Source organism: Streptomyces sp. NPDC002467 (assembly GCF_042889825.1).
Lineage (GTDB): Bacteria > Actinomycetota > Actinomycetes > Streptomycetales > Streptomycetaceae > Streptomyces.
This window is the reverse complement of the sequence record NZ_JBIARJ010000001.1, coordinates 39,708-51,918: the sequence shown is the minus strand read 5'-3', so window position 1 is coordinate 51,918 and position 12,211 is coordinate 39,708. Positions and strand designations below refer to the sequence as shown.

Genomic DNA, 12,211 nt, shown 5'->3' with positions numbered 1-12,211 from the left:
GAGGATCGTCACTTGTCGATGTCGCCGACGACGAAGAACAGCGAGCCGAGGATCGACACCATGTCCGCGACGAGCTGCCCGGGGAGCAGTACCGACAGGGCCTGGATGTTGTTGTAGGAGGCGCTGCGCAGCTTCAGGCGGTACGGGGTCTTCTCGCCCTTCGACACCAGGTAGTAGCCGTTGATCCCGAGGGGGTTCTCGGTCCAGGCGTACGTCTCGCCCTCGGGCGCCTTCAGCACCTTGGGCAGGCGCTGGTTGATCGGGCCGGGCGGCAGTTCGTCCATGCGGTCCAGGCAGGCCACGGCCAGGTCGAGGGCGTTGTGGGTCTGGTCGAGCAGCACCTCGAAGCGGGCCAGGCAGTCGCCCTCGGTGCGGGTGACGACCTTCAGGACGTCCTGGAGCTCGCCGTAGGCCAGGTACGGCTCGTCGCGGCGCAGGTCGAAGTCGACGCCGGAGGCGCGGGCGATGGGGCCGGAGACGCCGTACGCGTGCACCGCCTCGCGGGACAGGACGCCGACGCCCCGCGTGCGGCCGCGGAAGATCTCGTTGCCGTGGACCAGCTTGTCGTAGACGTCCATGCGGGTGCGGACGTCGGCGATGGCCTCGCGGGCGCGGCCGAGCCAGCCGGCGGGGAGGTCCTCCTTGAGGCCGCCGACGCGGTTGAACATGTAGTGCATGCGGCCGCCGGAGATCTCCTCCATCACGGCCTGGAGCTCCTCGCGCTCGCGGAACGCGTGGAAGATCGGGGTGATCCCGCCCAGTTCGAGGGGGTAGGAGCCGAGGAACATCAGGTGGTTCAGCACCCGGTTCAGCTCGGCGAGCAGCGTGCGCATCCACACGGCGCGCTCGGGGACCTCCATGCCCAGCATCCGCTCGACGGCCATGACCACGCCGAGCTCGTTGGAGAACGCGGACAGCCAGTCGTGGCGGTTCGCGAGCATCACGATCTGCCGGTAGTCGCGGGCCTCGAAGAGCTTCTCGGCGCCGCGGTGCATGTAGCCGACCACGGGGTCGGCGCTGACGATCCGCTCCCCGTCCAGGACGAGGCGCAGGCGCAGCACACCGTGTGTGGAAGGGTGCTGGGGGCCGATGTTGAGCACCATGTCGGTGCTTTCCGCCGCGCCGCCGATACCGACCGTGGTCTCCGTCATGCGGGCATTGTCTCAGCCCTAGGGTGTGGGGATGGATACGGGGACAGTGGGTGAGACGGCGTCGCCCGGGTGGGTGGGGCTGCCGGGTGGGCTGCTGGTGATGCGGCGGATGCTGCTGGTGGTGTGGACGGTGCTCCTCGCCGCGGCGACCGGCGTTCTGCTGGGGCTGGCGGGACCGGCGTGGGCGGGCCTCGCGCTGGTGTGGCCGGCGGCCGCGGTCTGGGGCTGGGTGCTGCTGGGGCGGAACTGGCGGTCGTGGCGGTACGCGGAACGCGCGGACGACCTGCTGATCAGCCGGGGCGTGCTGTGGCGGGAGGAGACCGTGGTCCCGTACGGGCGGATGCAGCTCGTCGAGGTCGCCTCGGGCCCGCTGGAGCGGCGCTTCGGGCTGGCATCCGTACAGCTGCACACGGCGGCCGCGGCCACCGACGCCAAGATCCCCGGCCTGGCCCCGGCCGAGGCGGAACGCCTGCGCGACCGCCTGACGGAGCTCGGCGAGGCAAGGTCGGCGGGCCTGTGACCTCCGGTCCCGTTGAAGGAGTCCCCCTGCACCCCGACGGCGTGACCCCGCCCCCGGTGGGCGTGCCCCCGCAGCCCTCGACCCCTGCGGGCGCGGCCTCCGCCGCAGGGTCCGCCGCGGGCAGGCGGCTGCATCCCTTCACCCCCCTGCGGCGGGCCTGGGTGCCGATCGCGGCGACCGTCGGCGTGATAGCCCAGCAGGGCGAGCGCGCGCAGGAGTGGATCGGGGAGCTGTCCGCCCCGCTCCGGGTGACGGTCGTCCTCGGTCTGGTCCTGGTCTTCGGCGTGTACGGGCTGCTGAGCTGGTGGTTCACCCACTACGCCATCACCGACACCGAGCTGCGCATCCGCAGCGGGCTGCTCTTCCGCCGCGCCGCGCACATCCGGCTCGATCGGATCCAGGCCGTCGACGTCACCCGGCCCCTGCTGGCCAGGCTGACCGGGGTCGCCTCGCTGCGGCTCGACGTGATCGGCACCGAGGACAAGGACGAGCTGGCCTTCCTCGGGGAGAAGGAGGCCGTCGCCCTGCGCGCCGAGCTCCTCGCCCGGGCCGCGGGCTTCGCCCCCGAGGAGGCGGTGCGGCTCGGCGAGGCCCCCGAGCGGGAGCTGCTGCGGGTCGGGCCGCGCGAGCTCGTGCTGTCCCTCGTCCTGAGCCTCGGCTTCTCGGCGACGCTGGTCGGCGGGCTCACCGCGCTGGTGCTCGTGTTCACGTTCAGCCCCAGCCCGTGGGCGGCCCTCGTCGTGCTGCTGCCGCTGGCGGGCGCGGTCTGGAAGGGCAGCGCGGGCCGCTTCCTCGCCGAGTACGACTGGACCGTCGCCGAGTCCCCCGACGGGCTGCGCCTGGACCACGGGCTGTTGGACCGGGCGCACGAGACGGTGCCGCCCGGTCGCGTCCAGAGCGTACGGATCGTCGAGCCGCTGCTGTGGCGCCGGCGCGGCTGGGTCCGGGTGGAGCTGGCCGTGGCCGGCTCGAAGAACGGGCTGCTGGTCCCGGTGGCCCCGAGGGCCGCCGCGCACGCGCTGATCGCGCGGATCCTGCCGGGCGTGGACCCGGCGGGGCTGACCTTCGACGGCTCGCCGCGGACGGCCGCGCGTTGGGTGGTGCCGGTGTGGTGGAAGGGGTACGGCCTGGCCGTCTCCCGGGACGTGTTCGCGGCCCGGCGCGGTCGGCTGTGCCGGCGTACGGAGATCGTCCCGCACGCCAAGGTGCAGAGCGTCCGGCTGACCCAGGGCCCCTGGGAACGCGTCCGCGGTCTCGCCGACGTCCACGTGGACACCGGCGCGAACGGTACGGTCACCGCCCGGCTGCGCGGGGCCGGTGAGGCCGCCGAGCTGCTGGCCGCCCAGGCCGCCCGCGCCCGTACCTCGCGGGCCTCGGCCCGCCCGGACCGCTGGATGACGTAGCGCGTTCAGGGCCGGACGGGGGGTCGGGCGTGGCACAGGAGGTAACTCTCCGATGATCACACGGGCCCACCGGTGACTCCGGGTAGCGAACGGGGCGACGGATCCTCGACCCGATCCGGCGACCCCGCAACCCAGAGGGACTGCACACCCATGAACCCGTACCTCCGCTTCGCCGCCCCCGCCCTGACCGCGTTCGCCCTGTCGGTGGCGCTCGCCGCCCCCGCGTCCGCGGCACCGTCGTTCGTGATCCGCAACGGCGGCACCGTGCTCTTCTCCGCCCTCGCGGGGGAGGTCAACAACGTCACGTTCGACACCGCTCCCGGCTACCTGCTGGTCACGGATTCGGCGAGCACGCTCACGGCCGGCCCCGGCTGTCAGCAGGTGACGAGCCACTCCGTGCGCTGCGGCACCGGTGTGACCCGGATCCAGGCGTCCCTCGGCGATCGGGACGACAGGGCCGAGAACAAGACCTCGATCCCGAGCGACATCGACGGCGGCGAGGGCCAGGACACGATCATCGGCGGCGACGGGAACGACCGGCTCACCGACCGCGACGGCTGGAACTCCGCGCCGTCGGCCACCACCTTCAACGGAAGGGGCGGCAACGACACCATCGTCAGCCGCAACGGCGGCTATGACCGGATCGAATGCGGCAGCGGCTCCGACCTGCTGGTGGCGGACAGCGCGGCGCTCGACGTCGTCGTCGGGGGCTGTGAGTTCATCACGCGCTGACCCCGCGGCCTCCCCGCCAGGCGCCGGCACGGCCCGGGCGGGGAGGCCCGTACGACGGCCGGCTACGCGGCGCCGCCGCACGGTCCGCCCGGGCGGGGAGGCCCGTACGACGGCCGGCTACGCGGCGCCGCCGCCCGCGCGGACCAGGCCCGTCTCGTACGCCAGGACCACCACCTGCACGCGGTCGCGCAGGTTCAGCTTCGTCAGGATCCGACCCACGTGCGTCTTGACCGTGGCCTCCGACAGCACGAGGCGGCCCGCGATCTCGCCGTTCGACAGCCCCTGCGCCACCAGCAGCATGACCTCGCGCTCGCGCTCCGTCAGCCGCTCGACCTCCTTGTTCTGAGGCTCCTGCGTGGTCGTCGGCAGCATCGGCGCGAACCGGTCCAGCAGCCGCCGCGTCGTCGACGGGGCGACCACCGCGTCCCCGCTGTGCACCGAGCGGATCGCCGCGAGCAGCTCGGCCGGCGGGACGTCCTTCAGCATGAAGCCGCTCGCCCCCGCCTTCAGCCCGGAGAAGGCGTACTCGTCCAGGTCGAAGGTGGTCAGGATGATGACCTTCGGGTGTTCCTCCGGCTCGCAGATCCGCCGCGTCGCCTCGACCCCGTCGAGCTTCGGCATGCGGACGTCCATCAGCACCACGTCCACCTTCGTGGAGCGCAGCACCTCCAGGGCCTCCAGGCCGTCGCCCGCCTCGGCGACGACCTCCATGTCCGGCTGTGCGGCCAGCACCATCCGGAAACCGGTGCGCAGCAGCACCTGGTCGTCTACGAGCATCACGCGGATGGACATCGGTTACCTCGTCCTCGTCATCGTCATTGCTTCTTCAGCGGGAGCAGTGCGCTGATCCGGAACCCTCCGCCGGGCCGCGGCCCCGCGTCCAGGGTTCCGCCGACCATACCGATCCGCTCGCGCATGCCGATCAGTCCGTGCCCGGCGCCGTCGGCGCCGCCGTCCTCGTACAACTCGTGCGCGGCGCCCCGCCCGTCGTCCTCGACGAGCAGGCCGAGCCCGTCGTCGAAGTAGACCAGCCGCACGCTCGCCTTCGCGTCCGGGCCGCCGTGCTTGCGCGTGTTCGTCAGAGCCTCCTGCACGATCCGGTACGCCGTCAGCTCCACGCCGCTCGGCAGTCGCCGCGGGGCGCCCTCGACCTCGAAGTCCACCGCGAGCCCGGCCGCCCGTACCTGCTCGACCAGGACCTCGATCTGCTCGACGTCCGGCTGCGGCACGTAGTCCTCGGACTCCTGCGGCTCGCCGGTGCGCAGGACGCCCAGCAGCCGGCGCATCTCGGCCAGCGCCTGGCGGCCCGTCCCGGAGATCGTCTGGAGGGCCTCCTTGGCCTGCTCGGGGGCCACGTCCATGACGTACGCGGCGCCGTCGGCCTGGACCACCATCACCGAGACGTTGTGCGCGACGACGTCGTGCAGCTCGCGGGCGATCCGGGCGCGCTCGGCGGCCACGGCCACCTTCGACTGGGCCTCGCGCTCCTTCTCCAGCCGCTGGTTGCGCTCGATGAGCTGGGCGTAATAGGCCCGGCGGGTGCGCAGCGAGTCGCCCAGCACCCACGCCAGGACGAAGGGGACGATCATGAAGACGGCGAAGAGGACGTTGTCGACGTCGTTCGAGCCCTTGTCCACCCCGAACCGCACGAAGTAGAGCGGGGCGGCCGCCACGCCCCAGCCCAGCGCGGTGCGGGAGACCCAGCGGGGGACGTCGCTCGCGGCGACGGTGAAGAGGATGACGAACAGGGCGAGGTTCCAGACCTCCGCGGTGATGCCCAGGGCCAGCTGGTAGACCCCCGCGCCGAGGGTGAGCCAGAACATCGCCTGGGTCCACTTGCGGCGCAGCGCCACGGCGGTGCTCATGGCGAGCACCACGGGGACGGTCGCGAGCTTCATGAGCGCGCTCGTGGAACCCTCGACCGCGACGTTCAGCATCGAGGCCCCGAAGAGGAGGACAGCCCAGAAGCTGTCGACGCCCGTCGGGTGTCTGCGGAGGAAGTCGTAGAGGCGCTGCACGTAACCCAGAGTAGGGAACGGCGACAGGTGCTGGAGTCAACCAGAGGTGCCAACCTCCCGGAGGGGGCGTACTCCCCAAGGTGGACGGTGAACTTAACCTTTGCCCGATGAGCACTCAGCCAGAAGTCGAGCGTCCGGTCAGGTGGCGGACGGCGATGGAGACCGCACTGTACGGACCCGGCGGCTTCTACGTGCGCCCGGGCGGCCCGGGGCCCGCCGGCCACTTCCGCACCTCGGTGCACGCCTCGGGGCTGTACGCGGGGGCGGTGGCCCGGCTCCTGCTGTGGGTGGACGGGCGGCTGGGGCACCCGCAGGAGCTGGACCTGGTCGACATGGCGGCCGGCCGGGGCGAGCTGGTGGCCGGGGTGCTCGCCGCGCTGCCCGCAGCGGTGGCCGCCAGGGTGCGGCCGTACGCGGTCGAGTGCGCGGAGCGGCCGGCCGGGCTGGACCCCCGGATCGAGTGGGTGGCGCGGCCGCCCGAGCGGACGACGGGACTCCTCTTCGCCAACGAGTGGCTGGACAACGTCCCGCTGGAGATCGCCGAGGACGGCCGGTACGTACTGGTCGCGAGCGACGGCGAGGAGTCCCCGGGCGACCCCCTCGACGCCGAGGACCGGGCCTGGCTGGAGCGCTGGTGGCCCGGCGCGGAGCAGGAGGGCCGGGCGGAGATCGGGCGGGCCCGCGACGAGGCCTGGGCGGCCGCCGCGACGACCGTGGAGCGGGGCCTGGCGGTGGCGGTGGACTACGCGCACACCCGGGAGACGCGGCCGCCGTACGGCACCCTGACGGGCTTTCGCGCGGGCCGGGAGGTGCGGCCCGTCCCGGACGGCGGCTGCGACGTCACCGCCCACGTGGCCCTGGACTCCTGCGCGGGCCCCGGGGCGGTGCTGCTGACCCAGCGCGAGGCGCTGACCGCCCTCGGCGTCTCGGGGGCCCGTCCCCCGCTGGCCCTGGCCTCCACGGACCCGGCCGGCTACGTCCGCCGCCTCGCCTCCGCCGGGGAAGCGGCGGAACTGACCGCCCGGGGAGGGCTGGGGGACTTCCTCTGGCTCTGCCAGCCGGCGGGCATCGCGCCGTGGCCGGACACCGAGGCCGACTGACGCGGAAGGGGCCGGCACCCCGAACGGGATGCCGGCCCCACACGGCCTGTTCGCCGACTGCCGAACCGCTCCGCTACTCCACGACGTCGTCGTGGCCCGCGTGCAGACCGCCGCCGCTGCCCGTGCCGGTGCTCGGCGCGGAGACGACCGGCTTCGACAGGGGCGCCAGGTCGAAGGCGTAGTGGCCGACCGCGTTCGCGATGACGTCGACGTTGATGTCGAGCGCCTTCTGGTCGATGTTCGCGAGGGTGTCGCCCTTGGCGTGGTAGTTCACGTCGTAGGCGACGCCCGCCTTGCCGCCGAACTTCGCGGCCTGCTCGGCGGTCATGATGCCCTCGGCGCCGGTGAACGTGCCGCCGGACGGGATGCCCACCGCGATGAACGGGCCGTAGTCCGAGCGCCCGGAGAAGTCCGTGCCCTCGTGCGGGATGTTGTTGGAGTCGAGGAAGTCGGTGATCCCCTTCTCCAACTGGGCGGAGCCCTCGGGGCCGGGGCCCGCGCCGGTCTTGTCCGAGTCGTCGCCGTCGTAGACGAAGTACGCGGAGTTCGGCGAGGCGATCATGTCGAAGTTCAGGTAGAGCTTGATCTGCTTCTTCTGCGCCTCCGTCAGCCCGTCGACGTACGCCTCCGAGCCGAGCAGGCCGAACTCCTCCGCCGACCACCAGCCGAACTTGACCTTGTTCTTGATCTTGTTCTGGCTGCTCGCGAGCCGCTGTGCGACCTGGAGGATGCCGGCCGAGCCCGAACCGTTGTCGTTGATGCCCGGGCCCGCCGCGACCGAGTCGAGGTGGGCGCCGAGGAACACGGTGTTGTCCGCGTCGCCGCCCTGGGTCTCCGCGATGACGTTGTACGTCTTGCGGTTCTCGCGCAGCTCCCGGACGTCGAGGGTGACCTCGACCGGCCCGGCCGCGACCTCGGCGGCGAGCTTCTGGCCCTCGGCCATGGTGATGCCGCCGGTCGGGACCTTGCCCACGTTCGGGTCGCCGAGGGTGCCGTTCAGGGCGCCGTCGGTGTTGTTCCATATGATCGCGCCGACCGCGCCCGCGGCCGCGGCGTTGGCCTGCTTCGCCGCGAAGGTGCAGCCGCCGCGCTTGATCAGGGCGATCTTGCCGGTGAAGGCGCCGGCGGCGAAGTCGCCCGGCTCGCAGCCGTTCGTCCCGTCCGCGTCGACCGGGGCGGCGGCGACCTGGGCGGTGACACCGCCCGCCGGGGTGCTCGTGGTGTACGTCATCAGGTGGATCGGGACGTCGTGCGCGTTCGCGCCGTTCACCGTGAGCTTCTCGGCGATGGACTCGACGTACACGAAGTCGAACTCGTTCTTCGTGACCTTGTAGCCGGCCGCCTTCATCACGGCCTCGACGTACTTGGCGGACTGCTCGTGGCCCTTGGAACCGGCGACCCGGGTCCCGTTGTTGTAGTCGGCGATCGACTGGAGCACCTTCAGGTGGTTGTAGGCACCCTTGCCCGTCGAGTCCTTCACCAGTTTCCTGGCCAGTGCGTCACCCCTCGCGGCATCGCTCGCGGGGCTCGTGGCCCCGGCCGGACCGGCGAGCATCAACGGGGAGACGAGGGCCGCGACCGCCAGGGCGGCGGTTGCTGCGGCTATACGGCGTGAGGGCATGCAGGGTCCTTCCACGGCATAAGTGCGAGCAGGGAGGAGCGGTGGACGCACGTTAAGCAGCAACGGGTCACTCTGGCCAGACTTTTCACTGATTCCGGTTTGTGAATTCCGCATATCGGCGACTTGGCGGCAACTCGGAGGCAGTTTCCCCCGGGGCGGCGCGGGTGGACGCTAGCGGAGGATCCCCTCGATGAAGTCCGAGCCGATGCGGGCCACGGCCGCCAGGTCCAACTGGTGTTGGGCGTACCGACCCTGACGGCGCGTGTGCAGCAGACCGGCCTTCTTCAGGACGGACAGGTGCCGCGACACCTCCGGCGCGGTGATGCCGTACACGGCCGCCAACTCGCTGGTCGTGTACGGGGCCCGCGCCAGGCTCCGGCACAGCATCATCCGCATCGGATGGGCGAGGGCCTCCATCCGCCGCTGGAGCAGCTCCACCGAGCCCGGCTCGGAGACCGGTTCGGGGGTGCCGAGCGGATAGTGGACCACCGGACGCCAGCCCGGCGCGTGCAGCACGAGCAGATGCGGCCAGCCGAAGTTGGTCGGTACGAACACCAGCCCGGCGCCTATTCGCGGATCGGTGGCGGTGGTCTGGCCGTTGACCATCTTGTCGGCGGTGATGGTGGTGCGGCCCTCGTCCACGCTCAGCGCCGAGGAGACCTCCTTCAGCGCGGCCGGCAGCCCCTTGTGGCGCAGGACCTCGGTCTTGTGCCGGGCGTCCGCGCTCTGGCCGGGCTCGATCCGCCGCCAGGTCTCGGCGAAGAAGGCCTCCTCGCAGTCCTCCAGGAGCCGCCGCATCCACACCCGGACCCCGGCCGGGTCGTCCAGCAGCCGCAGGGAGAAGTCCAACTGCCGGGGGCCGCGCGCGGCGGCCGTCTCCAGGGCCCTGGCGCGGGCCAGGGGGTCCGTGAGAGGGGAGGGCACGCCCTCGTTGTAGAGCGCGAGCCAGCAGTGCTCCAGGGCGGCCCGTACGAACCGCTCGTCGTCGAGCCGGTCGAGTACGTCGAGCTCCTCGGCGAGGGTCGCGGCGGGCAGCCCGCTCCCGCCGGGGACGCCGGCGAAGGGCATGAAGATGTCGGAGAAGGAACTCCGCCACATGAAGTCCGCCTCCAGCAGCCGGTCCGCGAGGCCCGGATCGAGCGCGGCGGTGGTCGCGGCGGTCCAGGAGGCGAGCGCCGGGTGGTGGGCGGGCTGGGAGAGCGCGTGCAGCGCCATGCAGAGCTCTGCGAGGGGCGAGGGGGAGAAGGAGATCCGCCCCTGGGGGAGCCCGGCGATGTCGATGGTGACGCTCATCGACCCATTCTCCCCGGAGGGGTGGTGCGGTCCGCGCGGCGCGGCGGGTCCGGCCGGGTGGTTCGGCTGCGGCGCCGCCGGTGCGCTCTGCCGGTGTTCGTCTGCGGCGCCGCTGCCGGGGCGCTGCCCCGGACCCCGTGCCTCAAACGCCGGCGAGGCTGGTTTCTGCCGGCGTCGGCCTGGACGTGCGTGCACGCATCACCGGCCGCGCGGGCCGGATTGCCCGGAGGGCAATTCCAGCCCCGCCGGCGTTTGAGGCGCGGGGTGCGGGGCGGAGCCCCGGCGGCGAAGCCGCGGCCGGAGCCCCGCGCAGCGGTCCGGGCCGGCCGATTGACGGCCGTCGTCAATCGTCGTGCGGGTCGGCCAGGGCAGGCGCAGGGTGGAGGAATGACCGCCATCGAGCAGTACCTCATCGACACCTACCGGGCGTCACAGCACGGTGACCCCCCGCCGCCCCCGCCCGGCCGCGACGACATCGCCACCCTCCGCGCCGCCCGCACGTACGAGCAGTTCCAGGCGGTCCTGGACGGCCGCCCGGCAGGACACCCCTGGCGGGCGGCGGTGGCCAGACTGTTCAGGCGCCGCCGGGCCTAGGCGAAGCTCGGCGCGTTGCGCTCGTACACCAGGCGGAGCCCGATCAGGGTCAGCCACGGTTCGTGGTCGTCGATCACCGAGGACTCGCCGAGGACGATCGGCGCCAGACCACCCGTCGCGATCACCCGCACGTCCTCCGGGTTGCCCGACGGCCCGGCCAGTTCCCTGGCCATCCGGGTCACGATCCCGTCGACCTGCCCCGCGAACCCGTAGACCACGCCCGACTGCATCGCCTCGACCGTGGACTTGCCGACCACGTTCCGCGGCCGGGCCAGTTCGATCTTCCGCAGCTGCGCGCCCCGGATGCCGAGCGCCTCCATCGAGATCTCGATGCCGGGCGAGATGACCCCGCCCACGTACTCGCCCTTCGCGGACACCGCGTCGAACGTGGTCGCCGTACCGAGGTCGACCACGATCGCCGGGCCCCCGTAGAGCTCGACCACCGCGACCGCGTTCACGATGCGGTCCGCGCCGACCTCCTTCGGGTTGTCCATCAGGATCGGCACGCCCGTCTTCGTACCGGGCTCCACGATCACCGCGGGCACGTCGCCGTAGTAGCGGCGCGTCACCTCGCGGAGCTCGTGCAGGACCGCCGGCACCGTCGAGCAGATCGCGATGCCGTGGATCCCGTCGCCCAGCTCGCTGCCGAGCATCGGGTGCATGCCCATCAGGCCCTGCATCAGCACGGCCATCTCGTCGGCCGTGCGCCGCGGGTCGGTCGAGATGCGCCAGTGCTCGACGATCTCGTCACCGTCGAACAGGCCCAGGACCGTGTGGGTGTTGCCTACGTCGATGGTGAGGAGCATCGGTTACACCGCCTCGCGCAGGTCGAGGCCGATGTCCAGGATCGGCGAGGAGTGGGTCAGCCCGCCGACCGCCAGGTAGTCCACGCCGGTCTCGGCGTACGCCCGGGCGGTGTCCAGCGTGAGGCGGCCCGAGGACTCCAGCACCGCGCGGCCCGCGACCAGGGCCACGGCCCGCTCGGTCTGCTCGACGGTGAAGTTGTCCAGCAGGATCAGGTCGGCGCCCGCCTCCAGGACCTCGCCGATCTGCTCCAGGTTGTCGACCTCGACCTCGATCGGGACCTCCGGGAAGGCCTCCCGTACGGCCTTGAAGGCCTGCGCGACGCCGCCGGCCGCCACCACGTGGTTGTCCTTCACCAGCGCCGCGTCCGACAGCGACATCCGGTGGTTGACGCCGCCGCCGCAGCGCACCGCGTACTTCTCCAGAGCGCGCAGCCCCGGGGTGGTCTTGCGGGTGTCGCGGACCTTCGCCGACGTGCCGTCGAGGACGTCCGCCCAGCGGCGGGTGGCGGTCGCGATGCCGGACAGGCGGCACAGGATGTTCAGCGCGCTGCGCTCCGCCGTCAGCAGGTCGCGGGTGCGGGAGCGCACGGACAGCAGCAGCTGCCCGGCCTCGACGGAGTCGCCGTCCTCCGCGTGCCGCTCCACCTCGAAGGCTTCCGTGCACACCACGGAGAACACGGCCTCGGCGATGCGCAGGCCCGCCACGACGCCGTTCTCGCGCGCGACGAAGTCGGCGACGGCCTCGGCGTCCTCGGGGACGGTGGCCACGGTGGTCACGTCGACCCCGCCGTCGAGGTCCTCGGAGAGCGCCATGTGGGCGATGTCCTCGACCTCGATCGGGTCCAGGCCCGCGTCCACCAGCAGCTGGGCCAGCGCCGGGTCCAGGCCGGTCTCCTCGCCGTCGCCGCAGGCGCAGTCGTCGCCGCAGCCGCCGTCGTTCTGGTCGATCAGGGGAAGTTCGGGGGTGCTCACG

Annotated in this window: 12 protein-coding genes; 5 read left to right on the top strand and 7 right to left on the bottom strand. The window is 72.5% G+C overall.

Annotated elements, in window-relative coordinates; all coding sequences use genetic code 11:
- Positions 1-8: 8 nt before the first annotated feature.
- Complete coding sequence (locus tag ACFYYJ_RS00245) at positions 9-1,151, bottom strand: NADH-quinone oxidoreductase subunit D (RefSeq protein ID WP_384751040.1); 1,143 nt, start codon at positions 1,149-1,151, stop codon at positions 9-11.
- Positions 1,152-1,182: 31 nt separating this feature from the next.
- Between ACFYYJ_RS00245 and ACFYYJ_RS00240 the strand changes: the two genes are divergently transcribed.
- The 3 genes from ACFYYJ_RS00240 (at position 1,183) to ACFYYJ_RS00230 (ending at position 3,806) form a co-directional block, all read left to right on the top strand.
- The gene (locus ACFYYJ_RS00240) at positions 1,183-1,671 is read left to right on the top strand and encodes a PH domain-containing protein (RefSeq protein WP_385130579.1); all 489 of its coding nucleotides are present in this window, start codon (positions 1,183-1,185) and stop codon (positions 1,669-1,671) included.
- Positions 1,672-1,712: 41 nt separating this feature from the next.
- A complete protein-coding gene (locus ACFYYJ_RS00235; RefSeq protein WP_389127414.1) occupies positions 1,713-3,074 on the top strand; it encodes a PH domain-containing protein in 1,362 nt (453 codons plus the stop codon).
- Positions 3,075-3,224: 150 nt separating this feature from the next.
- Positions 3,225-3,806, top strand: a complete 582-nt coding sequence (locus ACFYYJ_RS00230; RefSeq protein WP_389127412.1) for a hypothetical protein — start codon at positions 3,225-3,227, stop codon at positions 3,804-3,806.
- Between the two features lie 117 nt (positions 3,807-3,923).
- On the opposite strand, the gene ACFYYJ_RS00225 is transcribed toward ACFYYJ_RS00230, so the two are convergent.
- Both ACFYYJ_RS00225 and ACFYYJ_RS00220 read right to left on the bottom strand, forming a co-directional pair.
- On the bottom strand, positions 3,924-4,598 hold the full coding sequence (locus tag ACFYYJ_RS00225; RefSeq protein ID WP_384582237.1) for a response regulator: 675 nt from the start codon (positions 4,596-4,598) through the stop codon (positions 3,924-3,926).
- A gap of 23 nt (positions 4,599-4,621) precedes the next feature.
- Entirely contained in the window at positions 4,622-5,824 is a 1,203-nt protein-coding gene (locus tag ACFYYJ_RS00220) for a sensor histidine kinase (RefSeq protein ID WP_385130587.1), read from the bottom strand.
- A gap of 107 nt (positions 5,825-5,931) precedes the next feature.
- Here ACFYYJ_RS00220 and ACFYYJ_RS00215 point away from each other — a divergent pair, with 107 nt between their 5' ends.
- Complete coding sequence (locus ACFYYJ_RS00215; RefSeq protein ID WP_389127409.1) at positions 5,932-6,924, top strand: SAM-dependent methyltransferase; 993 nt, start codon at positions 5,932-5,934, stop codon at positions 6,922-6,924.
- Positions 6,925-6,997: 73 nt separating this feature from the next.
- Here ACFYYJ_RS00215 and ACFYYJ_RS00210 read toward each other — a convergent pair whose 3' ends face one another.
- Positions 6,998-8,545: a M28 family metallopeptidase gene (locus tag ACFYYJ_RS00210; protein ID WP_385130590.1), complete on the bottom strand. Its 1,548-nt coding sequence runs from the start codon at positions 8,543-8,545 to the stop codon at positions 6,998-7,000.
- A 171-nt stretch (positions 8,546-8,716) separates the two neighbouring features.
- Complete coding sequence (locus ACFYYJ_RS00205) at positions 8,717-9,838, bottom strand: DUF5937 family protein (protein WP_389127406.1); 1,122 nt, start codon at positions 9,836-9,838, stop codon at positions 8,717-8,719.
- 387 nt (positions 9,839-10,225) lie between these two features.
- Here ACFYYJ_RS00205 and ACFYYJ_RS00200 point away from each other — a divergent pair, with 387 nt between their 5' ends.
- Positions 10,226-10,432, top strand: coding sequence for a hypothetical protein (locus tag ACFYYJ_RS00200; RefSeq protein ID WP_385130595.1), 207 nt, complete (start codon positions 10,226-10,228; stop codon positions 10,430-10,432).
- Here the strand turns inward: ACFYYJ_RS00200 and ACFYYJ_RS00195 are convergent.
- Positions 10,429-11,238, bottom strand: coding sequence for a type III pantothenate kinase (locus ACFYYJ_RS00195; RefSeq protein ID WP_384582225.1), 810 nt, complete (start codon positions 11,236-11,238; stop codon positions 10,429-10,431). The genes ACFYYJ_RS00200 and ACFYYJ_RS00195 overlap by 4 nt on opposite strands.
- 3 nt (positions 11,239-11,241) lie before the next feature.
- A complete protein-coding gene (gene nadC / locus ACFYYJ_RS00190) occupies positions 11,242-12,210 on the bottom strand; it encodes a carboxylating nicotinate-nucleotide diphosphorylase (protein WP_384751071.1) in 969 nt (322 codons plus the stop codon).
- Between the last annotated feature and the right edge of the window lies 1 nt (position 12,211).